Annotated in this window: 20 protein-coding genes and 4 pseudogenes; 9 read left to right on the top strand and 15 right to left on the bottom strand. The window is 73.6% G+C overall.

The window, feature by feature from the left end; all coding sequences use genetic code 11:
* Nucleotides 1-8 precede the first annotated feature (8 nt).
* The 3 genes from KIF24_RS04720 (at nt 9) to KIF24_RS04710 (ending at nt 3,902) form a co-directional block, all read left to right on the top strand.
* Nucleotides 9-1,382 carry an FAD-dependent oxidoreductase gene (locus KIF24_RS04720; protein ID WP_221082900.1) on the top strand — a complete coding sequence of 458 codons (1,374 nt, stop codon included), beginning with the start codon at nt 9-11 and terminating at the stop codon, nt 1,380-1,382.
* 95 nt (nt 1,383-1,477) lie between these two features.
* Nucleotides 1,478-2,950: a M1 family metallopeptidase gene (locus KIF24_RS04715; RefSeq protein WP_221082899.1), complete on the top strand. Its 1,473-nt coding sequence runs from the start codon at nt 1,478-1,480 to the stop codon at nt 2,948-2,950.
* Between the two features lie 67 nt (nt 2,951-3,017).
* Complete coding sequence (locus KIF24_RS04710; RefSeq protein ID WP_331461005.1) at nt 3,018-3,902, top strand: aminoglycoside phosphotransferase family protein; 885 nt, start codon at nt 3,018-3,020, stop codon at nt 3,900-3,902.
* A gap of 67 nt (nt 3,903-3,969) precedes the next feature.
* Here the strand turns inward: KIF24_RS04710 and KIF24_RS04705 are convergent, their stop codons facing one another.
* On the bottom strand, nt 3,970-4,776 hold the full coding sequence (locus KIF24_RS04705) for an Fpg/Nei family DNA glycosylase (RefSeq protein ID WP_221082898.1): 807 nt from the start codon (nt 4,774-4,776) through the stop codon (nt 3,970-3,972).
* A 103-nt stretch (nt 4,777-4,879) separates the two neighbouring features.
* Here KIF24_RS04705 and KIF24_RS33810 point away from each other — a divergent pair, with 103 nt between their 5' ends.
* From KIF24_RS33810 to rocD, 4 genes are all read left to right on the top strand, one after another.
* Nucleotides 4,880-5,008 carry a hypothetical protein gene (locus KIF24_RS33810; RefSeq protein ID WP_269440568.1) on the top strand — a complete coding sequence of 43 codons (129 nt, stop codon included), beginning with the start codon at nt 4,880-4,882 and terminating at the stop codon, nt 5,006-5,008.
* Nucleotides 5,009-5,864: 856 nt separating this feature from the next.
* On the top strand, nt 5,865-6,650 hold the full coding sequence (locus KIF24_RS04695; RefSeq protein WP_221082897.1) for a DUF308 domain-containing protein: 786 nt from the start codon (nt 5,865-5,867) through the stop codon (nt 6,648-6,650).
* Nucleotides 6,651-7,041: 391 nt separating this feature from the next.
* Nucleotides 7,042-7,857 (top strand): dimethylargininase, encoded by an 816-nt coding sequence (gene ddaH / locus KIF24_RS04690; RefSeq protein WP_221083178.1) that lies wholly within the window; start codon nt 7,042-7,044, stop codon nt 7,855-7,857.
* Nucleotides 7,854-9,068 carry an ornithine--oxo-acid transaminase gene (gene rocD / locus KIF24_RS04685; RefSeq protein WP_221082896.1) on the top strand — a complete coding sequence of 405 codons (1,215 nt, stop codon included), beginning with the start codon at nt 7,854-7,856 and terminating at the stop codon, nt 9,066-9,068. Before ddaH ends, rocD begins: the two co-directional genes overlap by 4 nt.
* Before the next feature lie 64 nt (nt 9,069-9,132).
* Here rocD and KIF24_RS04680 read toward each other — a convergent pair.
* From KIF24_RS04680 to KIF24_RS04655, 9 genes and pseudogenes are all read right to left on the bottom strand, one after another.
* Nucleotides 9,133-10,280, bottom strand: a pseudogene (locus KIF24_RS04680) (FHA domain-containing protein).
* On the bottom strand, nt 10,277-10,570 hold the full coding sequence (locus tag KIF24_RS04675; RefSeq protein WP_221082895.1) for a 4a-hydroxytetrahydrobiopterin dehydratase: 294 nt from the start codon (nt 10,568-10,570) through the stop codon (nt 10,277-10,279). The pseudogene KIF24_RS04680 and the gene KIF24_RS04675 overlap by 4 nt, the downstream one beginning before the upstream one ends.
* A gap of 57 nt (nt 10,571-10,627) precedes the next feature.
* Complete coding sequence (locus KIF24_RS32185) at nt 10,628-12,598, bottom strand: SCO7613 C-terminal domain-containing membrane protein (RefSeq protein ID WP_230414859.1); 1,971 nt, start codon at nt 12,596-12,598, stop codon at nt 10,628-10,630.
* Nucleotides 12,592-12,957, bottom strand: a complete 366-nt coding sequence (locus KIF24_RS32180) for a hypothetical protein (RefSeq protein WP_230414857.1) — start codon at nt 12,955-12,957, stop codon at nt 12,592-12,594. The genes KIF24_RS32185 and KIF24_RS32180 overlap by 7 nt, the downstream gene beginning before the upstream one ends.
* Nucleotides 12,939-14,054, bottom strand: a complete 1,116-nt coding sequence (locus KIF24_RS32175; protein WP_230414855.1) for a hypothetical protein — start codon at nt 14,052-14,054, stop codon at nt 12,939-12,941. The genes KIF24_RS32180 and KIF24_RS32175 overlap by 19 nt, the downstream gene beginning before the upstream one ends.
* A 38-nt stretch (nt 14,055-14,092) precedes the next feature.
* Complete coding sequence (locus tag KIF24_RS32170) at nt 14,093-14,278, bottom strand: hypothetical protein (RefSeq protein ID WP_230414852.1); 186 nt, start codon at nt 14,276-14,278, stop codon at nt 14,093-14,095.
* Nucleotides 14,279-14,326: 48 nt separating this feature from the next.
* On the bottom strand, nt 14,327-14,647 hold the full coding sequence (cutA, locus tag KIF24_RS04665; protein ID WP_221082894.1) for a divalent-cation tolerance protein CutA: 321 nt from the start codon (nt 14,645-14,647) through the stop codon (nt 14,327-14,329).
* A 9-nt stretch (nt 14,648-14,656) separates the two neighbouring features.
* Nucleotides 14,657-15,673, bottom strand: coding sequence for a 1-acyl-sn-glycerol-3-phosphate acyltransferase (locus tag KIF24_RS04660; RefSeq protein ID WP_221082893.1), 1,017 nt, complete (start codon nt 15,671-15,673; stop codon nt 14,657-14,659).
* A complete protein-coding gene (locus tag KIF24_RS04655; RefSeq protein WP_221082892.1) occupies nt 15,673-16,503 on the bottom strand; it encodes a patatin-like phospholipase family protein in 831 nt (276 codons plus the stop codon). Before KIF24_RS04655 ends, KIF24_RS04660 begins: the two co-directional genes overlap by 1 nt.
* Before the next feature lie 181 nt (nt 16,504-16,684).
* Between KIF24_RS04655 and KIF24_RS32165 the strand changes: the two genes are divergently transcribed.
* Entirely contained in the window at nt 16,685-17,746 is a 1,062-nt protein-coding gene (locus tag KIF24_RS32165) for a serine/threonine-protein kinase (RefSeq protein ID WP_331461004.1), read from the top strand.
* The gene (locus KIF24_RS32160) at nt 17,734-18,219 is read left to right on the top strand and encodes a hypothetical protein (RefSeq protein ID WP_230414851.1); all 486 of its coding nucleotides are present in this window, start codon (nt 17,734-17,736) and stop codon (nt 18,217-18,219) included. Before KIF24_RS32165 ends, KIF24_RS32160 begins: the two co-directional genes overlap by 13 nt.
* A 10-nt stretch (nt 18,220-18,229) precedes the next feature.
* Here KIF24_RS32160 and KIF24_RS04645 read toward each other — a convergent pair whose 3' ends face one another.
* From KIF24_RS04645 to KIF24_RS04625, 5 genes and pseudogenes are all read right to left on the bottom strand, one after another.
* Nucleotides 18,230-19,291, bottom strand: coding sequence for a glycosyltransferase family 4 protein (locus tag KIF24_RS04645; RefSeq protein WP_221083177.1), 1,062 nt, complete (start codon nt 19,289-19,291; stop codon nt 18,230-18,232).
* A 154-nt stretch (nt 19,292-19,445) separates the two neighbouring features.
* Nucleotides 19,446-20,119 (bottom strand): annotated as a pseudogene (locus KIF24_RS04640) (BON domain-containing protein).
* Between the two features lie 441 nt (nt 20,120-20,560).
* Nucleotides 20,561-22,086, bottom strand: a pseudogene (locus KIF24_RS04635) (trypsin-like peptidase domain-containing protein).
* Nucleotides 22,087-22,148: 62 nt separating this feature from the next.
* Nucleotides 22,149-23,704: pseudogene (locus KIF24_RS04630) on the bottom strand (HAMP domain-containing sensor histidine kinase).
* The gene (locus tag KIF24_RS04625) at nt 23,701-24,402 is read right to left on the bottom strand and encodes a response regulator transcription factor (protein ID WP_221082891.1); all 702 of its coding nucleotides are present in this window, start codon (nt 24,400-24,402) and stop codon (nt 23,701-23,703) included. Before KIF24_RS04625 ends, KIF24_RS04630 begins: the two are co-directional and overlap by 4 nt.
* Between the last annotated feature and the right edge of the window lie 25 nt (nt 24,403-24,427).

The raw sequence follows: 24,427 nt of genomic DNA, 5'->3' as shown, positions 1-24,427 counted from the left end.
GGTACGCCGTGGCGCAACGGTTGATCGTCGTCGGTGGAGATGCCGCGGGCATGGCGGCCGCCGCCCAGGCGCGGCGTCGCCGGGACCGGGACGACCTGGAGATCATCGCGTTCGAGCGGGGGCACTTCACCTCGTACTCCGCCTGCGGGATCCCGTACTGGATCAGTGGCCTGGTCGCCGACCGGGAGCAGCTGGTGGCCCGGTCACCGGCGACCCACCGGGACGACTTCGGCATCGACGTGCGCACCCGGCACGAGGTGGTCGCCATCGACCTGGTCCGCCGCGAGGTCGTCGCCCGGGACCTGGACGGCGGCGGCGAGGTCCGCGAGCGGTTCGACACCCTGATGTACGCCGCCGGCGCCGTACCGGCGAAGCCGGGCTGGGCCCGAACCGACGCCGCCGGAGTCTTCGGGGTGCAGACCCTCGACGACGGCTCGGCACTGCGCGCGTGGCTGGACGCCGACCCACAGCCCCGGCGCGCCGTCGTCGTCGGCGGTGGCTACATCGGCGTGGAGATGGCCGAGGCGCTGGTCCGGCGCGGGCTGTCGGTCACCCTGGTCGAGCGCGACGAGCAGCCGATGTCGACCGTCGACCCGGACATGGCCCGGTTGGTCACCGACGCGATGCGCGGGCTGGGCGTCGACATCCGCACCGGTGTGGGGGTCACCGGCCTGTCCGGGCGCGACGGACGGATCGCCGAGGTGGCCACCGACGACGGCCCGATCCCGGCCGACGTGGTGGTCCTCGGCCTCGGCGTACGCCCCAACACCGCCCTCGCCGAGGCGGCCGGCCTGCCGCTCGGCCCGACCGGCGGAATCCGGGTGGACCGCCGGATGCGGGTGCCCGGGGTGGCCGGGGTGTGGGCCGCCGGGGACTGCGTGGAGACCCTGCACCGGGTCAGCGGGATGCCGGTGCACGTTCCGCTCGGCACCCACGCCAACAAGCAGGGCCGGGTCGCCGGGATCAACATCGGCGGCGGATACGCCACCTTCGCGGGCGTGATCGGCACCGCCGTGACCAAGGTCTGCGACCTGGAGGTGGGGCGTACCGGGTTGCGCGAACGCGACGCCCGGGCCGCCGGATTCGAGTTCGTCACGGTCATCGCCGAGTCGACCAACCGCGCCGGCTACTATCCCGGCGCCCGCCCGATGACGGTGAAGCTGATCGCCGAGCGCCCCGGCGGACGGCTGCTGGGTGCCCAGATCGTCGGCTGGTCCGAGGCCGCGAAGCGGATCGACACCCTGGCCGTGGCGCTGTGGAACAAGATGACGGTGGACGACATGACCGCCCTCGACCTCGGTTACGCCCCGCCGTACGCCCCGGTCTGGGATCCGGTGCTGATCGCCGCCCGCAAGGCGGTGGACGCCCTGGCCACGCGCTGACAACTTCACCGAGTCGTAACCCCGACCCGGCAACTCCGTCGCGATCTCGCCGCGTTCAACGCGTGCCACCTCATTGACGGAAGACGGAGCAGACGTTGCGCATCCGAACAGGCGTCGCCACGGCGACGCTGCTCACCCTCCTCGGCGGCTGCACCGCCGGATCGAGCACTCCCGGCGCCACCGCGTCGGCACCCGCCCCGGCGCCCACCGGCCTCGCCGGTGAGTACGCCGCCTTCGCGGCCGGTCGCTCCGAGCCGGTGATCGACCCCCTCTACCCCGAACGGGGCTCCGACGCGATCGACGTGCTGCACTACGGTCTCGACCTGGACTGGTCGCCGACGCGGCGCACCCTCACCGGCACCGCGAAGCTGATCGTCCGCCCGACCCGGGACGCGACCTCGATCAGCCTGGACTTCAAGCCGTACGAACTCACCGCGGTGACGCTCGACGGCAGGCCCGTCCAGAGTTCGGTCGTCGAGGAGAAGCTCGTGGTGCCGGCGCCGGTACGGGCCGACGTCCCGGTCACGCTGGTCGTGGACTACCGGGGCAAGCCGAGCACGACCCCCTGGCCGACCACCACCCGCGGCGATGCGCACCCCCTCGGCCTGACCGTCGACGCCCAGGGCGGCCTGTGGACCATGCAGGAGCCCTTCGGCGCCTTCACCTGGTATCCGGTCAACGACCACCCGTCGGACAAGGCGCTCTACGACATAGCCGTGACCGCGCCGAAGGGCTGGACCGGGATCGCGTCGGGCACGCCGCAGGGCCAGCGGGGCAACGTCTTCCGCTACCGCAGCACGGTGCCGGTGGCCTCCTACCTCACCACGCTCGCGGTCGGCAGGTTCGACAAGGCCGAGGACACCGGTCCGCGCGGAATCCCGATCACCTACTGGTACCGCGCCGACGAGGCGTCGTTCCTGCCGACGTTGAAGAACACGCGCAAGCACCTGGCGTGGCTGGAGAAGCGCTTCGGGCCGTATCCGTTCGAGTCCGCCGGCGTCGTCGTGGTCGAGTCCCCCTCGGCGATGGAGACCCAGCAGATGGTCACCATGGGTAACCGCTTCGGGCAGTTGGGTGGCAAGTCCTTCGACGGCACGCTGTTCCACGAATGGGCCCACCACTGGTTCGGCGACGCCGTGACGCCCCGCGACTGGAGCGGCTTCTGGCTCAGCGAGGGCTGGGCACTCTACGTGCAACGGCTCTACGAGGCCGACGTGTACGGCAACCAGGAGACCGCCGCCGAACGCGTCGCGCAGAGCCGGAAGTACGACGGCGTGTACCGCAAGCAGTTCGGGCCGCCCGGCAGGCCCAACGTCGCAGAGTTCGGCAACACCTGCATGTACACCTGCGTCGCCAACATGCTGCGCAACCTCCACCAGGCCATCGGCGACGAGCGCTTTTTCGCGCTGGGCCGCGGCTGGGTGCAGGACAACCTGCACACCCAGCAGGACCGCGCCTCGTTCACGGCGTACGTCAACCGCAACACCGGCCACGACTTCACACCGCTGATCGATGCGTGGCTCGACTCGCCGACCACGCCGCCGGAGATCGGCCCGCTCGCCCCCTGACCGCGTTGCGGCCCCGCCGGGCCGATCGCGGTTGTGGCCGCAGGTGGGGCGCTGCCACCATGAGCCGGTGACCGGCGCGCTGCGGATCCCCGACGAGTTGACCTGGTTGCGCGGCATGGCGGGCGGCTCGCGGTGGTTGGCCGAGCTGCCGGAGCGGCTGACGACATGCGCCGAACGCTGGTCGCTTCGGGTCGGTCCACCCTTCGGGTACGCCTTCGCCTCGCTGGTGGTGCCGGCCGACCTGCCGGACGGCACCCCGGCGGTGCTGAAGCTACAGTTCCCCGACGCGGAGAGCGAGCACGAGGCGACCGCACTGCGGCACTGGGACGGCGACGGTACCGTTCGGCTGCTCGACCACGATCCCGACCTACGGGCACTGCTGGTGGAACGCTGCCATCCCGGCACCCCGCTGCGCACGCTACCGCTGGACGAGGCCCTCGACGTGCTGGTGGGGCTGCTCCCCCGGCTCTGGGTGCCGGCCGGTCAGCCGTTCACGTCGCTGGCCGAGGCGGCGGCCGGCTGGGCGACCCGGCTGCCGGTCAGGTGGGAGCGTGCCGGGCAGCCGTGCGAGCGGCGGCTGGTCGACCTGGCGCTCGACCAACTCGCCGGACTGACCGGCAGCCAGGGCGAGCAGGTGCTGGTCAACCAGGACCTGCACGCCGCCAACGTGTTGCGCGCGGACCGCGAACCGTGGCTGGTGATCGACCCGAAGCCGTTGGTCGGCGAGCGGGAGTTCTCGGTGGTGCCCATGGTGCGCGGCACCGAGCTGGGGCATTCGAGGGCGGCGGTCCACCGCCGGCTGGACCGGCTCAGCGCCGAGCTGGGGCTGGACCGCGGCCGGGTACGCGGCTGGACGATCGGCCAGACGATGGCCTGGGCCATCGCCGGTGACAAGATCTTCGACGACCACCTCGACGTGGTGCGCTGGCTCCAGGAGACAGGAGACAGCTGAATCCTGGTGCGCATCCGCCCCTGGCGCTGCCCCTGGAGGGGCAACCTTGCCCCAAGATCCAGGCAGCCTACCGCTGGCAGGTGGGGCACCAGTAGAGGTTGCGGGCAGTGATGGTGCCCCGGCTGACGAGGGTGCGACAGACGTGGCAGGGCTGGCCGGGGCGGCGGTAGACGTACACCTCGCCGCCGTGCCGGTCGACGCGGGCCGGGCGGCCCATCGCCCCGGGCAGGTGCGCGGGGCGGACGGTGTCGATCCGGCCGGTGGCCACGGCGAGCGTCATCAACTCCACCAGGTCGGCCCAGATCGTCTCCCAGCCGCTGCGGGGCAGCGCCCGGCCGGGCAGGGTCGGCGACACCCCGGCGCGGAACAGCGCCTCGGTCACGAAGATCAGACCGGTGCCGGCCACCACCGACTGGTCCAACAGCAGCGCGGCCAGCGGCGTCGAGCTGCGGGAGATCCGGGCGTACGCCCGCTCCGGGTCGGCGTCCGCATGCAGCGGGTCGGGGCCGAGGCGCGCCCGCAGCGCCGCCACCTCGGGCGGGGTGAGCAGTTCGCAGGCGGTCGGCCCCCGCAGGTCGAGCCAGTGCCGGTCGCTGCTCAGCCGCAGCCGGATCTGCCCCACCGGCTCCGGCGGCCCGCCGTCACCGTCCGTGACCTTCCCGTAGAGGCCGAGGTGCACGTGCAGGGTCAGCTCACCGGCATAGTGGTGCAGCAGGTGCTTGCCGTACGCCTCGGTGTTCTCCAGCACGGTGCCGGAGATGCGGGCCGCGCCCTCGGCGAAGCGACCCTGCGGGCTTGCCGCGAGCACCTTGTCCCCGCCGAACGACTCGGCGTGCCGCGCCGCCAGCCGATGAATGGTGTGTCCCTCTGGCACGAGCACCAAGGGTAACCACCGCCCGCATGACCAGCTGAAAGGCGGGGCCGGCCCGCCGGGCAGCCGGCGGACCAGGTGCACCAGCCCTTGCCCGGCAGCCAGCGTGCAGTTCCGCGCCCCGATGCCCTTCCGGGTGATCCGCAAACTGGACTGGACCACCTCCGACGGCCGGTGCTGGCTGAACGGGTACGTGCGCCACGAGGCGAAGGGTCAGGCGGTCGCCCGCCGGTAGATCTCCGTGCGACGCGCGGGCATCACGCCGGTACGCGCCGCACCCCCCGGCCCCCGACGCGCCGCCCAACCCACAGGTCGGCCCACCTCTCCCCCGTCCCTGATGAGTTCCGGAGCCAGCCATCCGGCAGACACCTTTGCTCTGCTTCAACCCACGCACCGGGTTCACCGGCACGCCGGTTGGGCGGCAAACCGTTGCGTCCGTTGAAGCAGAGCAAAGTCATCCGACCTGTTCGGGACGCCTCGCAGGCGTGAAAATGGTGGTGGTCGCCTGTGACGTCGTCGCTCCTTGGCCTGTTGAGGCCGTAGCAAAGCCATTTACCGGTCAGCCATCTACCGGTCAGGACGCGAGAGGGCATACCCGGCCCACGTCGCCGCGCCCGCCAACGACACCGGGCGGGGGCCGCAGCGCGGACAGCATCGTGTCTCAGCGATCATCGGTAACAACGACGAGGTCGGGCTGCTGTTCACCCGCCGGCCAATGGCCGACGGCCGGGCGGGTCGCCGGGCCGTCCCGACACGACGGAACTCTGCGGGTACGCCGCCGGCACCGACCCAGCCGACCTGGCCACCCCCACCCCGGCGATCATGCAGTTGTGGTCATCGATTCGAGACATTCGCACCTTTTGTCAACGACCACAACTGCATGATCGCCGAGGGCATCCGGGGAGGGTGGGGTGGGGGTGGGGGAGGGAGGGAGGGTGGGGGGTGGGGGTGGGGGAGGGAGGGGGTGGGGTGGGAGGGGGAATCGGTGGGTGTTGGTTTGGTTGGGGTTGGGTACCTCCGAAGGTGCTACCGCGTGGCTGGCGAATACGGGGCTGATGCCGCCGCCCACGCATCAATCAGGAGGTGAAGCTGTGAGATTTCCTTCGCTGTCGCGCCGGGAGCAACCGGCGCCGCCGGCCGACGACAACGTCGACCGGGACGGGGCGGTCGCGACGGCCCCCCGCACCACCGACCAGGCGGCGGACCCGTCCGCGGCCCAACGGGACGCGGCCCGCCCAACTACCGCCCGTTCCACCGACGACAATCCCCGACCTGCCCGCGCCGCCGCACCCGCGACGGCCGCCCCCGCGGATCGGGACCGCACCACCAACCCGGACCACACCACCACCCCGGACCGCACCGCCAACCCGGACCACACCGCCAACCCGGACCACACCACCACCCCGGACCACACCACCACCCCGGACCACACCGCCACCCGGGACCACACCGCCAACCCGGACCGCACCACGAACCCGGACCGCACCACCGACCCGGACGGGGCGGCGGACCGGGCCTCCGCACCGGATGCATCGCCGGCACCGGTCGGTCCGCGGCCTCGGGCCAGCCTGTTGGCAACCATCGGCCTGATCGTCGGCGTCGCCGCCATCTTCTTCGTGCTCACCGGGGCTCTCGCCGGCTACGGCATCGGGCTGGGCGCGGCCGGGGCGGTGCTCGCCGTACTCGGGCTGATGGCCACCCGGCGACGGCACATCGCCGGCAAGTCCGACGCGCTGCTGGGTATCGCCTTCGGTCTCGGCGCGGTCGTGCTGGGCGTGCTGGCGATGACCGGGCAGTACGACTGGCCGAGCACCGACGGCGACCTCGTGGTCCGCTTCCGCGAGTGGCTCGACTCACAGTTTGTCGATCGTCTGTAGCGGGCACTGTTCGGCCCGCCGGTGGTTCACCGGCGCCCGGCCGGTGCGGAGCCGGCCGTAGCCCGACCAGTTCTGGTGGTTCACCAGCCGGGCGCACATGCTCGTCAGGGGCGGCGGTTCGCCGCCCCTGACGTATGCCCGCCGGCCTCTCCATGCCAGCGCCCGCCCGATCGCCCCCGGCCCCGCCCCCGGCCCCGGCCCCGGCCCCGGCCCCGGCCAGTTGACGCAACAAATCGACGTGGAATTGGCACTATACGCAACGATCAGCCGGTCTCTGCAAAGGTCGGTGGTGGATCCTGCGGCTCTCCGGCGCCTAACGTTGAACAACGGCGCCAGCCCGTGGCCGACGGTGGCCGGGCGCGCGGAGACCCCTGGGAGCAGGACAATGACGATGGACGCCACCCGCCAGCGCCTCCTGATGTGCCGGCCGACGTACTTCGCCGTCGACTACGCGATCAACCCGTGGATGGACCCGAGCGCCCCGGTCGACGCCGACCTCGCCGTCCGGCAGTGGGAGCGGCTGCGCCAGGTCTACCTGGACCTGGGCCACACCGTCGAGGAGATCGCCCCACTGCCCGGTCTGCCCGACATGGTCTTCGCCGCCAACGGCGGCACCGTGATCGACGGCAGGGCGATGGCGGTGCAGTTCCGCGACCCGCAGCGCGCCGACGAGGCTCCCGCGTACCGCGCCTGGTTCGAGGCCGCCGGTTTCGAGATGTACGAACCGAAGCACGTCAACGAGGGCGAGGGCGACATCCTGCTGGCCGGCGACCACCTGCTCGCCGGCACCGGCTTCCGCACCGCACACGCCTCGCACGCCCAGCTCCAGGAGGTGTTCGGCTACCCGGTGATCACCATGCAGCTGGTCGACCCGCGCTTCTACCACCTGGACACCGCGCTGACCGTGCTCGACGAGCGGACCGTGGCATATCTGCCGGAGGCGTTCTCGCCCGGCAGCCAGGCCGTGCTGCGGCGGCTCTTCCCCGACGCGGTGCACGCGACCATGGCCGACGCCGAGGTGCTCGGCCTCAACGCCGTCAGCGACGGGCGGCACGTGGTGCTGCCGGAGCAGGCCACCGCCCTGGCCGCCAGGTTGCGCGACCGGGGCTACCAGACGATCGGCGTCGACCTGTCCGAGCTGCGCAAGGCCGGCGGTGGCCCGAAGTGCTGCACGTTGCGACTTCGTCAGGGAAAGGCCAGCCAGTGATCGAGGACATGCTGCGCACTCCCGCCGCTGTGCAGGACGCGGAGCGCCACACCGCGCACAACTACCACCCACTGCCGGTGGTGATCTCCTCCGCCGAGGGCGCCTGGGTCACCGACGTGGACGGCCGGCGCTATCTCGACTGCCTGGCCGGCTACTCGGCGCTCAACTTCGGGCACCGGCACCCGACCCTGATCGCCGCCGCGCACGCCCAGCTCGACAAGCTGACGCTGACCAGCCGGGCGTTCATCCACGACCAGTTTGCCGACTTCTGCCGGGAACTGGCGGCGTTGTGCGGCAAGGACCTGGTGCTGCCGATGAACACCGGGGCCGAGGCCGTGGAGACCGGCGTCAAGGTCGCCCGCAAGTGGGGCTACCAGGTCAAGGGCGTACCGGCCGGGCAGGCCAACATCGTGGTCGCGGAGGGCAACTTCCACGGGCGTACGACCACCATCGTCAGCTTCTCCACGGACGCCGACGCGCGGGCCGACTTCGGGCCGTACACCCCCGGCTTCCGGATCGTTCCCTACGGTGACCTCGCCGCATTGGCAGAGGCGATCGACGAGCACACCGTCGCCGTGCTGCTGGAGCCGATCCAGGGCGAGCAGGGCGTGGTGGTGCCGCCGGAGGGCTACCTGCCCGGCGTACGCCGGCTCTGCACCGAGCGCCGGGTGCTGTTCATCGCCGACGAGATCCAGTCCGGGCTGGGCCGCACCGGCGCCACCTTCGCCTGCGAGCAGGACGGCGTCGTGCCGGACATGTACCTGCTGGGCAAGGCGCTCGGCGGCGGCATCGTGCCGGTCTCCGCGGTGGCCGCCGACGCCGACGTGCTCGGCGTGCTCAGGCCGGGTCAGCACGGCTCCACCTTCGGCGGCAACCCACTCGCCTGCGCGGTGGCCACCGAGGTGGTCCGGCTGCTGGCCACCGGCGAGTTCCAGCGCCGCTCCGCCGAGCTGGGCGAGCGGCTGCACGCCGGCCTGCGCGCCCTGGTCGGCAAGGGCCTGGTCGCCGTACGCGGCCGGGGGCTCTGGGCCGGCCTGGACATCGACCCGGCGCTGATGAGCGGCCGGGAGGCCTGCGAGCGGCTGATGGAACGCGGGGTGCTGGTCAAGGACACGCACGGCTCGACCATCCGCCTCGCCCCGCCGCTGGTGATCACCGCTGAGGACATCGACCACGCGGTGGCGCAGCTGGCCGCCGTGCTGGCCGGTTGAGCGCTCGTACCGCCGCCGCGGGCGTCGGGACCACGGTCCCGGTGCCCGCGCTGGTGCGCTGACCTCAGCGGGGTAGGCGCATCGCCATGGTCGGCGCCTCGGACATCACCGAATCGGGGTTGTAGGGCGCCCCCGCCGGAAACTCGTTCGGGCGGCCGATCTGGACCCCCGGGTACAGCTCCACCATGTCACCGGCACCGAGTACGCGGGACTGCTGCGGGGCGAGCTGGATGCGGTCCGTCTCCGCCATCGATCCGGCCGGTCGCACCCCGGAGCCGTTGGTGCTGACGTCGGTGGCCACCACATCGCTGCCGCGCAGCTCCAACCGGAGGTGGCTGCGGCTGATCCACCGCCGGGCCTCGTCGTTGAGCCACTGGCCGAGCATGATCCCGCCGGGGCCGTCCGGTGCCCGACCGATCACCACCGGCTGCTCCTCGGTCAGCGCGAAGCGGCGGCGGATCAGGCCACCGACCCGGACCGCGAGGACCTCGCTGCGTGGCCGGGGCCGGCGTCGCGCAGCCGCGCGCCGTGCCGGGGGCAGGTCGGCACGCCCTTCCGCAACGACGGTGGCGGCTGCCCGGTCGGTGCGCGGTCCACCCGGGCCAGGTCGGCGAAGGCACCGCCGCCCCCGCCACCACCGAACAGGGTGCAGCCCGATTCCGAGCACCGCCACTCGCGGGCGAGCAGCTTCGCACCCGCCGGCGACGGTGGCCCGGCCGCCGGCGTGTGACCGCCGCCGACGTGGGCGATGAAGACCGGGCCACCGGCACCCGGCACCGGAGCGAGGGCCCGGCCCGGCTGCTCGACCAGCCACGGAAACCGCCCGCGCAGGCCGTCGAAGCGGACCCGGCTGAGCACCGGCAGGCCGAGCAGGTCGGCCACCTCCAGCATCCGGTCACCGGGGTTGTCGAGCACCTCGACCAGGCCGTCGTCGGCCCAGCGGCGGACCACCATCCGCTCGTTGGAGGTGAGGTCCGCGTCGGAGAGCATGCCCCGGTGCACCACCGCGTAGACCGGGACGCTGTCCTCCTCCAGGCTGCGCGCCAGCGCGTCGATGACCATGCCGAGGCGCAGCGTGCTGGCCGGACGCCCGCCGTCGAGGTCCTGGTAACGGATGATCTCGGCCAGGTCGAGCACCGCACGGGCCAGCTGCGGGTCGGTGCAGACCCGCCCCTCGATGGCGTCCAGCACCTTGCTGATCTCGAACCTCATCGGACGCCCTCCACGATCTGGTCGATCCGCCGGGCCAGCGCCAGGTCGAGCCCGGTGACACCGCCGGCCGAGTGGGTCACGCAGCGGAAGGTCACCGCCCGCCACCGGATGTCGATGTCGGGGTGGTGGTCCAACTCCTCGGCCGTCGCGGCGACCCGGTCGACCACCGCGATGGCGTCCGGGAAGCTGGCCAGCTCCACGGTGCGGGTGATCCCGGCGTGGTCTCCCGACCAGCCCGTCAGCCCACCCAGCTCGTCTTGCACCGCCTCGGCGGTGAGCACCTCTGCCATGGCCAGACCCTACCGCTGGCAGCCGACACCCTGCTGACGACAGCCGCCGGCGATCGGTCAGCTCATCCGACTGACGGTGGCGCGTAGTCGGAGCAGGTCGCGGCGGCGCCGTTCGTAGGTCGCCGCCAGGCCGATCAACGCCAGCCCGGCGGCGGCCAGGAAGACCCAGCGCGGCAGCAGATCCCAGCTGCGCACCAGCTCGTGCAGCGCGAGCAGGGCCAGGGTGACCCCACCGAGCACCACCGGGGCCTGCCAACGGTGGACCGCGCCGAGCAGCGTGGCGGCGAGCGCGGCGGTGCCGAGCAGCAGCCGCCGCCACGGCTGCGGGTCGGGGCCGAACAGCACGGCCGCCAGGCTGGGCAGCAGCACCGCGGCCAGGCCGGGGCCGAGGGCGAGCCAGCTGGTCAACCCCGGCCGGGTGCGCAGCGCCACCGCCCCCGCGCCGAGTCCCAGCGCCGCCAGCGGCACCGTGTACGCCTCCAGCACGCTCACCCCACCGGCCGCCAGCAACAGCCAGACAGCCAGCAGTTCGCTGCCGCCGCCGATGCCGGCGAAGACCCACCGCCGTCCGGTCGGCTCGCCCCGGCGTAGCAGCCGGACCCCCATCGCGGCGCCCCAGAGCACGCAGACCGTCGCCGCGTGCCGGGCCGCGCCCACGGCGAGCAGCAGCGCGAGCAGCGCCACCGCCTGCGCGGCGGCGTCCAGCACCCGACTCACCAGCGGCACCGCCCCCGACCCGGAAGGCACCGTCGCCCCCAGGCTGGAAAGGGCCGTCGCCCGAGGGGTTGAATGGGCCGTCGCGGGCGGCGCGAATCGATGGCTGTCCGGCAGCGTCGCGGCGAGGGCGAGGGCGAGTACCGCGACGCCGAGTACCGCGAACGCCGCCACCCGCAGCGGTAACCCGCCGGCCAGCGGGGCGGTGACCGAGAACCCGGTCGCCGCCGACACCGCGACCAGCCAACCCCCCACCCGTACCGCCGGATGCCGTGCGGCCATCCCGACGACCGTCGCCGTCACCACCAGCAGGCCCAAACCGGCCAGCGTGCCGGCCCGGGTGGCCTGGAGGTTGAGCAGACCGGCAGCGGTCAGCATCAGTCCGCTCGATCCGGCGGCCACGACGAACGAGGCACGGGTGGCCAGCAGCGCGGTGCTCAGCAGCAGGATCACACCGCCGAGCAGCGCCGTCGCCGGCACCACCGGCCAGGGCACGGCGGCGGCGACCAGCAGCACCGGGCCGGCGGCGGCCACGAAGGGCAGCGGTGCCGCGGCCACCCGCCAGCCCTCGGCACCGGGGCGGAACCAGCCGCTACCGCCAGCTCCTGGGTCGGCACCATCGGGGCGGGCGGTCGGCCAGGCAGCCAGCACCGCCGCCACGGCCAGCACCGCCAGCGCCAGTCCGACCGGCAACGCGGCCGGGAGTGGTTGCCCACCGGGGGCGCCGGACCACGGGGCGGGCGGTGGTCCGTACGGCGCCACCAGGGCGGTGAAGACCACCGGCACGGCCGCCAGTACCGCCACGGCGGCCAGTCCCAGACCCGCCATCCACCGCTCGGTCGCCGGACGGGCCCGGAACCCGGCCAACGCGACCAGCAGCGCCGCCACCGCCGCGTAGACCGTCACCGGCTCGTCGCCCGGCACGGCCAGCGGTGCGAGACCCGTCAACACGGCCGCCCCGACGAGCCCGGCCGAGGCGTACCCGGTCAGGTCGGGCCAGGGTCGACGCAGCGCGAGCAGCGCGACCGCGGACACCGCGACGGCGGCCAGCGCGGCGCGGGCCTGCCACCACGGTGCCGCTCCGGCGCCGATCAGCGCGACCGCCGCGCCGGCCGGCACCACGAGCACCGCCGCGGCCAACCCACAGCCGGCCACACCACGCTGCACGGGCCCGCCGCGCCGGCCGACGGCCGCCACCGCGAGGCCGACGGCCAGGATCACCGCGCAGGCCGCACCGGCACCGGCCGGCCCGGCCAGCCCGACCAGCAGGCCGTGCCCGAGCAACTCGGCACCGGCCAGCGCCGAGATCAGCACGGTCGCCCCCGTACCGTGCGGCGGGCCACCGCGGCGGCCAACAGCACCGCTCCGGTCGCCAGGTCGACGGCGACGACGGCCGGCCACGGCGCGGCCCAGGCCACCGGCACGGCCAGTGCGGTCGCGGCGAGGCCGACCGCTGCGACCGGCGGTCGGGCGGCCCGGGGCAGCAGCCAGGCCACCGTCGCCGCCGAGGTGAGCGCCACCGCCACCGGCAGCTGCCAGCCCCACGCGAACTCCGGCCCCGCCGCAGCGCCCTGCCATGGGGGCAACGACCGGCCGACGGCGGCACCGGCCAGGCCCATGGCCGCCAGCGCCGTCAGCAGCCCGGCACCGCCGGTCACCAGCAGCGCCCCCACCGGGGACCAACCCGCCAGCCGGACGGCAGCAGCCGCACCACGCCGGCCAGCACCACCGCGACCAGTGCCGTCACCAGCAGCCACACCGACGCGCGCAGCTCCACCGCCGGGCGGACCACCGCGCCGGCCAGCACCGGCACCAGCGCTCCGGCCGCCAGCGCCCGCGCCGGCACCCCGCCGGCCAGCAGCGCCGCGGCGAGCGCGGTCAGCGCCACCAGCAGCATCGGCACCCCGGCCAGCAGCGGTACGCCGCCCGCCCGCCCGACCAGCAGCGGCACCAGCGCACAGCCCGCCGCGAGCAACAGCCCACCGGCGAAACCGATCCAGGTCGCCGCCTGGCCGGCGAGCCGCACCACGGGTGCCGTCGCGGCCCCCTCGCCCGCGACATCACCGGGCCGGCGCAGCCCGACCACCACCGCCAGGTCGACCAGCGCCACCCCGACGAAGACGACCGCCCAGCCGGCCGGCTCCGGCCGGGCCTCGGCGGCGAGCAGCGGCAGCACCGGCTGCGCGGCCAGCAGCGCGGCGAACCACGGCACGGTCAACCGGCTGAGCCGGGCGTACCCGACGGCGACGATGGCGCTGACCGCCGCGACGATCGCGGTGTACCGGCTACCCGGCCAGGCGCTCACCCCGAACAGGTCCACCGTCCAGGCGGCGTACCCGTCGAGCAGCACCAGCAGCAGCCCGACGGCGGCGAAGGTCTCGGCGGTGCCGCGCAGCCCACGCCGGCGCGCGACCAGTGGCACGGCCAGCAGCAGCGCGGTGAACGCCAGCAGGATCAACGCCCGGCCGGCCACTCCGACCGACGCCCAGGCCACCGCCGTGAAGACCGTCGCGGCCGTGCCGAGCAGCAGCCCGCCGAGCACGAAGAGCATCCCCTGCACCGTGCGCGTCGAGGTCTCCGCCCGGCCCGGCCGGGCCGGCGCCGGGATCGGCCGCCAGCCGCCGGACGGCCCGGGTGCACCGGGCGCCGGCAGCGGCTGGGCGCCCGGCAGCTGCGGCGCGGCGGCGCCGGGTCGCGCGGGAGCGCCGAGCGCCACCGACGGGTCCGGGCTGACAGTCGCCGCGTCGGCGGCCGGGAACTCCGCCCGCACCGCGGCGGCCAGTTCGCCCCGCCGCCGCCGGAGGACGGTCAGCCGCCCGGCCAGCCCTCGTACGCCTGGCGGGCCCGCGCCACCTCACCGCCGAGCATGACGATCTCCCGGTCGAGCCGGATCACCTCCGCGGCGGCCGGGTGCGGCGGCCGGCCGCAGCCGCTGCAGCCGGAGTCGAGACTGGCCGGGGCGCCGCAGGCCGGGCAGGGGTAGGCGTTGTCCACGCGGTCATCCTCGGTGGCCGGCTACCGCCGGCGCCAGAGTGCACGTACTCACGGCCGGGTGTGTTCGAAGACCCAGGCGGCGTACCCGGGGTGGCCGCAGCCCACCTGACTGACCAGGATCTCCGGCACCTCGTACGGGTGGCTGACCCGCAGGTGCTCCACCAGCGCGTCGACCCGGTCCGGCGCGGTCTTGAACTGCACCGACCATTCGGTGCTGGTCTCCACCCCGGACCGCCACCAGTACGTGCTCGCCACCTGACCGCCCACCTGCGCGCAGGCCGCGAGCCGCCCGGCCACCGCGGCGGCGGCCAGCAGATCGGCGACCGACCGCGCGTCGACCACCGTCGTCACCACGCTGATCTGCTCCACCTGCGCACCCTACGTCGCATCGTCGTGGTTGGCGGCGATCCACCCATCTATCCGACTCCACCAGTCGTAGAGCCAGTCGATCCGCTGCTGCCGGTCGGTCGGGACCTCCTCCGGCGGCACCGACCAGAACCTCATCACGAGCCGCTTGTCCATCGGCAGTTCCCGCCACACGTCGGTGACGGTGAGCAGCCGGTCCAGACCGGTGTGCGCGACGAAGATCACCCCGGCGTCCGGTGCGGCGTCCAGCGCCGCCAGCAGTCCGCCGGGCTGCGGGGCGAGCACATGCCGCATCGCCTCTGCCTTCAGCGCCATCCGCTCGTGCCCCCGGTCGCGCAGCCGGGCGATGGCCCGCAGCCGGCGCCTCGGAGTGAAGTTGCTCCCCTCGGGAAAGATCACGAAGGCGTCGTCGTCGTCCAGGCCGGTCGCGAGGTGCCCGATCTGCCCGGCCAGTGAACCTCGACCGTCGCGGCCCGGCGCGATGAACCGGCTCGGCAGCCGGTTGAGCAGCACATCGATCGCCGGATCCCACTGGAGGGTGTCCTTGAGGACGATCCGCGGCTCGCGCCGGAACCAGTTCACCAGGGCGTGGATCAGGATGAACGAGTCGCCCGGCCCGGCGTGCCGGCACAGCACCAGCTCGGGCCGGCCCGGCAGGGCGGTGTCCGGGTCGGTGCCGACCACGTCGATGCGCAGCCGAAGCGTCCACCGGGCCTGCCAGAACAGCACCCGCAGGAACCAGCCGGCCAGCACGTAGTGGGCGCGCTGGAAGGCCGGCGAGCGCACCCGCCAGCCGAAGCCGGAGGCCAGCCAGAGCCCGAAGAGGCTGAGCAGGGCCGCCGCGTCCCAGATCAGGTAGAAGCAGCCGATCCACAGCAACCGCAGCGGGCGCAGGTGCCCGGGGACGAACGGTGACACGGCCAGCGCCGCCAGGGCCCACACCGGCACCGTGGTCACCAGCAGGATCGTCAACAGCACGACGCCGGGTGCCAGCAGCAGTCGGCGCAGCCACCGCGGCGGTAACGGCATCAGCGTTCCAGGTTCGCCAGGTAGTGCCGGGAGGCCGAGTACGCCCGGCTGATCCGCCGGCCCACCGCCGCCATGTCCCGGTACGCCCACGGGGTGTCGTCGCGCGGTTCCAGCCCACCGGTCGGCAGCACGTGCACCTCCACCCCGTCGGGCAGGGCGGCCAGTTCCCGGGCGAACCGGTGCCGGCGGGCGATCTCGAACGCCACCTGGGCGATCTCCCAGGGCCGCCGGGGTGGGGCCAGCGCCCGTTCGATCCGGCCCACCTGGAGTACGAAGATCCGGTTGGCGCCGACGGCGACCGCCTCGCCGATCGGGATGGAGTTGACGATGCCGCCGTCGACGTAGTGCTGGTCGCCGATCCGGGCCGGTGGCAGCAGCCCCGGCACGGATGCGGACGCGAGGACGGCCGGCACCACGGGGCCGCTGACGAACCAGTGCTCGGCGGCCCGCTCGATGTTCGCCGCGCAGCAGCGAAACGGGATCTTCAGGTCGGCGAAGGTGGTCTCCGCGCCCAACTCGCTCTCCAGCAGCTTGCGCAGCGGGCGGGGCGAGTGCAGGTGGGTACGGGCGGCGAAGCGCCGCAGTTGCCGGGCGAACGAGTCGCCGTAGACCTCGCTGGCCTCCGGCGAGGCCCAGAGACGCACCAGCCGGTCGGTCACCGCCTCGGTCGGTTCGGCCGCGACCAGGGCACCGTTGAGCGCGCCGATCGACGTGCCGAGCACCATGTCCGGCCGGATGCCGGCCCGGAACAGGGCCCGCAGCATGCCGACCTCGACCGCGCCCAGGACGCCTCCGCCGCCGAGCACGAAAGCCACCGGTCCCCGCGCCATGCCGTTCATCCTGGCACGCCCGCGCCGCAGCGACCTCGGCCCCCGGCGGCACGGCCCGCAGATCCGACCCGTTCCGTACCCACGGTTTCCATTGTGGCGCCGGCCGTGCGAGGGCCCGTTGACAGGGAGGCAACATTCGCGCAACCTGATACCGCCCCCACCCATGAGGCAGGTGCGATCCGTGAAGCCAGCACTGCAGCCCGGCCGGTTGCTGGCCACCAGATATCGCCTGATCGACCAGATCGGCGCCGGTGGCATGTCGGTGATCTGGCGGGCCCACGACGAGGTGCTCGACCGGGTGGTCGCGCTGAAGGTGCTCGCCCCGTCACTGGCCGCCGACGCCCGGTTCCGCGACATGGTCCGCGAGGAGGCCCGCGCCGCCGCGCAGCTCGTCCATCCGCACGTAACGTCGGTGCACGACTACGGCGAGACGGTGGCGCCGGACGGGAGGATCACCTCGTTCGTGGTGATGGAGCTGCTCTCCGGGGAGGAGTTGGAGTTCCGGCTCACCGAGGGACCGCTGCCCTGGCCCGAGGCGGTGGCGATCGGTGCGCAGGTCGCGGACGCGCTCGCCGCCGCCCACCGGCTCGGCATCGTGCATCGGGACATCACCACGGCCAACGTGATGATGACCCAGGTCGGTGCGAAGGTGCTCGACTTCGGCATCGCCACCCGGATCGGTGCCCCCGACGACGACGAGGACGGCGCGACCTTCGGCACCCCGGCGTACGTGGCGCCGGAACGGCTCGACGGTGCTCCGGCCCAGCCGGCGACCGACGTGTACTCGCTGGGAGTGTTGCTGCACGAGACGCTGACCGGCCGGGTGCCGTACCCGGCCGACACCTGGGACGAACTCAGCGCCGCACTGGCCAGGGACGCGCCGCCCACGGTGGCCGACGTGCCGGGCCTGCCGCCGGCGGTGGCCCAGATCTGTCTGCGTTGCCTGTCACGCGACCCGGCCGACCGGCCCACCGCCCGACAGGTGGCCACCGTGCTGCGCGACCAGATGCTGCCCGCCGATCCGCAGGCCAGCACAATGCTCGCCCCCACCGTCACCCTCACCACCGTCGATCGGGCCGCCGCCGTGGCAGCCGCCACGCCCGGGGTCAGCGCCGCCACGCCCGGGGTCAGCGCCGCCACGCCCGGGCAGGAGACGCCGGCCGCGACGGCACCGGCCCGCAGCGCGAGCGGCGACGACCGCTGCCACGTCCGGTGCTCGTCGCGGCGGTGGTGGCGGTACTGATCGGGGCGGCGCTGGCGGTGCCGGCCCTGCTGCCCGACCGCCCCGGCCCGACCGCCGGGCTGCCGCCGTCCAGCGGACCGACGTCGACACCCGATCCGGCCCGACCGGACGACGGCGCGAGCGGGAAACCATCCGTCGCACCCTCCAGCGCCTCGGCGACGCCGCCGGCAACGCCCACCCCGCCGAGCCCGGCGGAGGGCGGGAGCACCCTCATCGAGGCGGCGAACCGGCTGGAAGAGGTGATCGGCGCCGGTCTCGCCGACGGAGGAATCCGCGAGGATGTCGGTGTCGACCTACGCAACGAACTGCGCAACCTCACCCGGACGGTGACCGGCGGCGAGGGTGAGTTGGGGCCGGGCGTGGCACGGCTGCGCGAGAAGGTGTCGACGCGGCTGCGCGAGGACGGGTTGAGCCCGACCTACGCCCAACGGTTGGACGCGGCGATCACCGCGCTCGGCGCCGCCCAGGTGTGACCACCGCGGATCAGACCGGCGTGACCCGGGCCGGCTCGCGCACCGCCGAACGCGGCGCCGCGGCGACCAGGAATCGGTGGTACACCTCCTCGTAGCCGGCGGCCATCCGTTCCGTGGAGAAGGCCCGCGCCACCTGGGCCACGCACTCGGCCGGATCGAGGCCGGGCGCCGCCCGCAGCGCCGCCGGCAACTCGTCGGCCCGCTCGCAGATCAGACCGGTCACGCCGGGTCGGACCAGCTCCGCCACCGCTCCCCGGTTCAGCGCCACCACGGGAGTGCCCGTCGCCATCGCCTCCAACATCACGATGCCGAACGGCTCCTCCCACTGGATCGGCATGACCAGGCAGCGGGCCTCGACCAGCAGGCGCAGCACAGCCTCCCGGCCGGCGTCGAGCACCAGCGTGACGTCCGGGCCGAGCATCGGCGCGATCACCTCGTCGAAGTACCGCCGCTCGGCGGGCTCGTTGCACTTGCCCGCCAGCACCAGCGGCAGGCCGGCTGCCCGACATGCGCGGATCGCCAGGTCCGGCCCCTTGTCGGGGCTGAACCGGGCGAGCCAGAGCACCGGCCCGCGGCTGGGCGTGTCCTTGCGCGGGAAGTCGTCGACATCCATCGCGTTGTGCACCGTGCCGATCCACGGCAGGTGTCGGTTCAGCCGTCGTTGGGCGTGCGAGATCGCCACCAGTCCGACACCCCCGTCGGTGTCACTGAGCACCGTGCCGTACTCGCCCACCGGGTTGCCGTGCACGGTCGCCACGGTGGGCACCTCCCGCCGCCCGGCGACCAACGGCCCGATCGTGGTGTGATCGTGCACGATGTCGAAGTCGGCCGCGCTGACCAGATGCCTCACCCGGGCCAGGTGGGCCAGTTCCGGCAACGCCTCACCGAGCCGGTCGTACTGCAGTTCGTCGACCGTGGCGAGGAACTCGGCGGCGGTGCCGTGCGCCTCGCCGGCACCCATCAGCGTCACCGCGTGCCCCCGGGCGATCAGGGCGTCCACCAGGCCGGCCACCACCTGTTCCAACCCGCCGTAGCCCGGCGGTGGCACCGACAGCCAGGGCGGCACCACCATCGCGATCCGCAACAGGCGTTCGCGCGCAACGTCGTCGGCCACGTGCCCTCCCCCCGTCGCTCAACGGTGGCGTCGGCCCCGATCGCCGAGCGGCAGAGCGGGATCGAAGCGTCTTCCCGGTCCCGGCTCCGGCAAACCGGACATGCGCCGCCGCTCAGCCGCCCACCAGCAGCTCGTCCCGTACGGTGCGCACGCCCTCGGCCGACCACGCCGTCCGCTCCGCCTGGTCGCGTTCCCACCAGGAGCGCACCACCCCGCTCAGGGTCACGGTGTCGCCGCGCACCTCGACGGTGACCCGTTCGGTGCCGATCCCCCGCAGCAGGGCCCGCTGGACGTCCCGGCGGATCCGGTCGCCGTCCGGCCGGGCGGCGGGGCGCACCTCGACCAGATTGGTGACGCCGCGTACGCCCCGCAGCCGGCGGACCTCCCGTTCGGCGGTACGCCGCTGCCAGCCGAACTCCACCTCGCCGCGCAGCATCAGCCAGCCGTCGGAGACGGTCACGTCAAGTCGTTCGGCCGGCACGAAGCTGTTCCACTCCAGTGCCCGGCTGGTCGCGATCGCCAGGTCGCCGTCGGTGACGTCGCCGAGCCCGGTGGGGTGTACCTCGACGTCGTCGGCGACGGCCAGCACCCGCGGACCCGCTGGGCGGCACGGACCGCCGCCCGCTTGCGGGCGGCGCTGTCCACCCGGCCGCTCAGCGTCACCACCCCGTCATGCACGCTCACCCCGATGTCGGCGGAGCGCACCTGCGCGTCCCAGGCGAGTTCGTCGAGCACGTCGCGCTGGATCCGGTCGTCGGTCCGGGCAGCCGTCGTGGTGTCGGTCATGGCACCCCCATCCGGATCGCAAGGTCTCCAGTTGCCGAGCCTGCCGGCGGCCGGGGTGAGCCGGGTTCACCCGGACCGGGTGAACCGGCCCCGGGGGGCGTGGCCGCGCGGGGACGCCTGGGTGAGATGAGGCTTCGGGGAGGAGCAACGACCCGCGCCGTCGCCCCGAGGGCGTGTCTCCTGGATCTCGTCGAGCCGAGACGTGGCCCAGGCGGCGATCCGGCAAGGCGGCGGTTCGTCCGGATACCGGTGCTGTGTCCGGGCGAATCGCCAACGCCGGCGGGCGTCGTCTGGGCCCGTCGCAGGCCGGCGAAGATCCAGGAGACACGCCCTAACGTGATCGGGCCCGATCCTGAGCGGAGAAGAGGGCGGCGAGTGGCGCGGCCAACCCCTTGGCCGCGCCACCCGCCGCCCCGGAGGGAGGAAGCAGGTCCTTGACCGTCAGGACGCCTCGCCGAGCGTCACGGTTGCCGTCGTCTCGGCGCCGTTTCGCTGGTACGTCACCTCGACCTGGTCACCGACCTTGCCGGCCTGCACGGCGGCGACCAGGTCGTTCGAGTCGTTGACCGGCCGATCGCCGAACCGGGTGATCACGTCACCCTGTTGCAGCCCGGCACGTTCGGCGGCACTGCCCGGGGTCACCGCACCGATCAGCGCACCGCCGTCGGGTGCGGCGTTCACGCTCACCCCGAGCGACGGGTGGCTGATCTTCTCGCCCCGCTGGAGCTTGTCGGCGACGTCCTTGGCCTTGTTGCTCGGGATGGCGAAGCCAACCCCGATGTTGCCGGTGTTGCCCTGCCCCGCGGTGGCGATCGCGGTGTTGATGCCGATCACCTCGCCCCGGGTGTTGACCAGCGCCCCACCGGAGTTGCCGGGGTTGATCGGCGCGTCGGTCTGCAGCAGCCCCGAGATCGAGCTCACCGCCTGACCGGGAAGTTGCTGCCCGCTACCGGCCTGGATGGTGCGGTCCCGGGCGCTGAGAATGCCCGCGGTGACCGAGCCCTGCAGGCCCAGCGGGCTGCCCAGCGCCAGCACCTGATCGCCGACCTGCATCGCGTCACTGTCGCCGAACGTGGCCGGTTGGAGATCGCCCACCCCGTCCGCCTTCAACACCGCGAGGTCGGTCTTCGGGTCGGTGCCGACGACCTCGGCCTGGGCGCTGGCCCCGCTGGCGAAGATCACCCGGACGGTGTCACCGCCCCCGGCGATCACGTGGTTGTTGGTCAGCACGTAGCCGTCGGCGCTGAGCACCACGCCGGAGCCCTCACCGCTGCCGGTGCTGATGGACACCACGCTGTCCTGCACGGAGGCGGCGATGCGCGGCAGGTCGGCGCCGTCGATCACCGGCGCGGCGCTGTAGGTGCGGGTGGTGCCGGCGTCGTTCAGCGCGAGGGCGAGCGCCCCGCCGGCGACCCCGCTGCCGAGCATCAGCGCGAAGACCGCGACACCGGCGCCGGCCAGTTTGGCGATCCGGCCCGGACGGGGGCCGTTGGTCGGGGTGGGCGCCCACGGGGCCGGCTGCCCCGGGTAGCCGCCGGGCATCCCGGCCGGCTGGCCCGGATAGCCGGGGTGCCCGGCACCGGGCGACGTCGGCTGCGCACCGGGAAGCTCTGCGCGCCGGCAGGGTTCGGCTGCGCGCCGCTCCAGCCGTGCTGGCCCGGATACCAGGGCGCGCCCGGGTGACGCGCGCCGGGCTGATACGGGTGCGGGTACGCGCCGGCCGGCGGCCAGGCGGGCTGCCCGGAGATCGGCTGCGCCGGTGGGGCAGAGCCGGCGACGGGCAGGCCGGGCGCGGCGGCCGGGGAACCAACGGCCGGGATGGTTGGCGCTTCGGCGGTGTGGTCGGCACCGGACACCGGGACGGATGGGGAGTCGGACCGCGCGTGCTCGGCGCGGGGCAGCTCGGGATGCGACGGCTCGGCGTCGGTGGGGACCGGCCGGCGCGGGTCGGACTCGTACTCGGTCATGTTCCTACCCTCTTCCATCGCTCTTGGATCCGCCTTGGGCTGGCCTGAGCATTGGCTGAAAATCACTCGTGCTCGATGTCCGTGGCCGGCGCGAGCGGCAGACGGACCCGGAAGGTGGCGCCGCCGCCCGGCGTCTCGGTCACCTCGACCGTGCCCTGGTGCACCGTCACCAGGGCGGCGACGATGGCGAGGCCGAGGCCGGTGCCGGTGTTACCGCTGCTCCGCCGGGTCCTGGAGGCGTCCGCCCGGTAGAAGCGCTCGAAGACCCGCTCCGCCTGCTCGGCGCTGAGCCCGGGGCCGCTGTCGGCCACCTCGATCACCGCCAGGTTGGCCGGTTCGGCGCGCAGTCGCAGCGTGACCGTCGCCTCCGGCGGGGTGTGCCGCAGCGCGTTGGTCATCAGGTTGCCGATCACCTGCCGCAGCCGGGCGTCGTCGCCGCGCACCACCAGCGGTCCGGAGCCGGGCTCGATCTCCAGCTCGATCCGCCGCTCCGGCGCCACGGCGCGGGCCCCTCAAGGGCGTCCGCGGCCAGCACCGGCAGCTCCACCGGGGCGAGCGACAGCGGCCGTTCCCGGTCCAGCCGGGCGAGCAGCAGCAGATCCTCCACGAGCAGCCCCATCCGGGCCGCCTCGTCCTCGATCCGGCGTAGCAGGTCGGAGGTCTGCTCGGGGGCCTGTACGGCACCCTGACGATAGAGCTCGGCGAAACCGCGGATGGTGGTCAGCGGCGTACGCAGCTCGTGCGAGGCGTCGGCCACGAACTGCCGCATCCGTTCCTCGGAGCGCCGGGCCCGAGCCTCGGAGGCCCGGGCCGCCTCGGCGGCCTCGCGGGCGGCTGCCTCGGCGTACCGGGCCGCGGACTCCGACGCCGCGCGGGCGGTGAAGGCCATCTCGATCTGGCTGAGCATCGCGTTCAGCGCGCGGGAGAGCCGGCCCAGCTCCGAGGTCGGGCAGGGCTGCCCGTCCTCCGGGTCGGGCACCCGCCGGCTGAGGTCCCCGCCGGCGATCGCGGCGGCGGTGCGTTCGATCTCCACCAGCGGCTTGAGGCTGGTCCGGACGATGGCCGCGCCGACCGAGGCAAGGAGGACCAGCACCGCCCCGCCCACCAGCATGTCTATCCAGATCAGCCGCTTGACCGCCAGCTCCACCTCGGTGAGCGGCTGGCCGATTGCCAGCACCTCGTTGTTCGGCAGCTCGGCGTAGTACATCCGCCATCGGGTCCGGCCGTCCCAGGAGGTGACCGTACGGGGATCGCCCACCCGCTCGGCGAAGCCCGCCACGTCGCCGGGGAACCAGGGCAACTGCTCCGGGTCCAGCGTCTTGCCGTCGTAGTTCGGCTCACTCACCCCGTACGGGTTGGCCAGCACCACGACGTAGTCGCTGGGCAGCATGGCCCCCACCTTGCCGGCCCGCAGGCTGGGAATCAGCGGCCCGAGCGTCTGGCTGTTGCCGCGCAGCTGTCCGTCGATCTGCCCCACCAGGTAGCTGCGGAGGAAGATCGTGGTCAGCGAGGCGATCACCAGCAGTGCGGCGGCGACCAGGGCGAGCACGGCAGCGACCAGCTTGACCCGCAGCGGTTTCGCGCGCAGCCGGAGTTTGCCCTGCTGTAACGGGTTCACGCCGCTGGCTTGCGGAGCACGTATCCGACTCCGCGAAGGGTGTGGATCAGCCGGGGCTCGGCGGTGTCGACCTTGCGCCGCAGGTACGAGATGTACGACTCGACGATGTTGTCGTCGCCCCGGAAGTCGTAGTTCCACACGTGGTCGAGGATCTGCGCCTTGGACAGCACCCGGTTGGCGTTGAGCATCAGATATCGCAGCAGCTTGAACTCGGTCGGCGAGAGCTGGACCCGCTGCCCGGCCCGGTACACCTCGTGGGTCTCCTCGTCCAGTTCCAGGTCGGCGAAGGTGAGCCGGGCGGGCGCCTGCTCGCCGGTGCTGGTGCGCCGCAGCACCGCCCGGATCCGGGCGGTCAGCTCCTCCAGGCTGAACGGCTTGGTGACGTAGTCGTCGCCGCCCAGGGTGAGCCCGCGGATCTTGTCGTCGGTGGCGTCCCGGGCGGTGAGGAAGACCACCGGGGTGCGGGTACCGCCCTCACGCATCATCCGGATCACCTCGAATCCGTCGAGATCCGGCAACATCACGTCGAGCACCACGAGGTCGGGTCGCCGATCCCGGGCCGCGCTCAGCGCGGCGCTGCCGCTGGTGGCGGTGGCCACGTCGAAACCCGCGAACCGCAGGCTCGCGGAGAGCAGTTCGAGGATGTTGGGATCGTCCTCGACGACCAGCAGTCGCGCCTCGGTCTGGGTAGCGGCCATGCCGCCATCATCCGCGCAGTCGCTG

The sequence above is a fragment of the Micromonospora tarapacensis genome (genome assembly GCF_019697375.1).
Taxonomy (GTDB): domain Bacteria; phylum Actinomycetota; class Actinomycetes; order Mycobacteriales; family Micromonosporaceae; genus Micromonospora; species Micromonospora tarapacensis.
The sequence above is the reverse complement of the archived record's forward strand: the minus strand, read 5'-3'. Positions and strand labels throughout refer to the sequence as shown.